The sequence below is a fragment of the Bartonella sp. AP9QHHD genome (assembly GCF_042195625.1).
GTDB lineage: Bacteria > Pseudomonadota > Alphaproteobacteria > Rhizobiales > Rhizobiaceae > Bartonella.
The window spans coordinates 1-1,520 of sequence record NZ_JBHIOP010000106.1 but is presented as its reverse complement, the minus strand read 5'-3'; the positions used below and the strand labels follow the sequence as shown (position 1 = coordinate 1,520).

Annotated in this window: 1 protein-coding gene and 1 pseudogene; both read right to left on the bottom strand. The window is 42.3% G+C overall.

The features are described from left to right. A pseudogene (locus ACFIK4_RS09205) lies at positions 1-72 on the bottom strand (SMI1/KNR4 family protein); the annotation flags it as partial. Between the two features lie 62 nt (positions 73-134). Further along, positions 135-1,520: HNH/ENDO VII family nuclease (locus ACFIK4_RS09200; protein ID WP_375675807.1), on the bottom strand; the 1,386-nt coding region annotated here is incomplete at its 5' end.

The following is a 1,520-nucleotide window of genomic DNA, read 5'->3' as shown; positions in this document are numbered from 1 at the left end:
GATAATCTCATCATCATATTTATTCACTTTATCAATTAATACTGCAACATCATCTAAGGTATAGGTTTTCATCAATTATTCTCCATAAATTATTCTATAAGTTTCTTTTTTCTCTTTTCATCAACCGTAGAGCATTATTGCCGATGCTCCTGTCCCCATCTGTCAAAATCTATCCCTATGATACTCCATTTCATATCAATTATTCCTCCTAAATTACTGTTTTTTTGTTCTCTATAACCTTTAGCGCGTTCCTTCCAATATTCCTCTCTCCACTTACCAAACTTTTTTCTCTCTATAAGCGATTGATGTGTTTTTGGATTAGCGTGAATCACGGAAGTATATTTGTTATGATCTTTACTACCAATTTCTGCTATGGGCCCCTCAGGCGTTTGCGATAGATGATGCAACTCAACAGGCTTGCCATCAAACCCCATAGGTGCTCTTCCTGCTTCCATTCTTTCAACATTGGTGCCCCATACTTCTTCCCCTTTTACTGTCCAACTAACAATTTTGTTAGGATCAAACAAATCGTCTCTCTGATAGGCTTTGTTCGTCTGACCAAATTTGCTATCGGTAAATTTAGTGGGTTTCTTTTTTAACCAAAGCTTTTTTTCTTTAGCAGCGAGTTTAGTTAGTTCTTTCCTAGCAGCTAGTTTGTCAGGATCTCCCTGAGCTGCAAGTTCTGCAAGATTTTTCTTGGAAGCAAATTGGGCAAAATCTTTCCTAGCAATGAACTTGATCACAGCCTTGTTGCCAAGATTTATAGCTCCCTTGGCTGCTCCAGCTCCTCCAGCAAAGTTTTCTAACACTCCGGCTGATAATCTTCCAGTTTCAAAACCAGCATTAAAAGCTCCGTTAACTTCCGCTTTTTCAAGATTCTCTTTTACGTAATCTATATCCCCTATAAACGCATCCTCAACACCTCCCCAGAATTGACCAGCACCTTCCCAGGCATCATCAATCACATGTCCACTCACGACCCAAGACGCTCCTGTTTCAATGTCTTTAACAGCCCTTTTCGCGCCCCCCCATGGATTGCTAGCAAATATTATCATTTGTAACATCATGTTCTTCACAGCGCCATCAGCTAACTCGTATAGCTTGATTGGTATATCGGCAATGAGACCAGTCATAATTCCTGTCGAAAAAGTTCTATCTTGTTGTTCATCAATCTCGAACCATTTTTCGTTAACATCTCTTCGACACTGATCATCAGGGCACTCTTCTAACTCTTTCTTCATCTGAGCGCGTTGTGCACTACCCAAAAAGTTATTTGCAGCGGCATTACCAGCGGCATCAGCGCCGGCATCAACATTGCCACCGGCAAGGGCAGCAGCAACGCCCCCAGCAGCCCGTGCAACATCAATGGTGTGGTCTCTAAAGTCAGCAAACTGCGCATCAATCTTTGCGTTTATACGCGCTTCCTCTTCCGCTGTAGGGGTGCGACCGTTTAGGTCCCCCATTTCCTCTTTCACAATGCCTTGCACCCACAATTGAAACTGGAGCATAGCAGTGGCTTC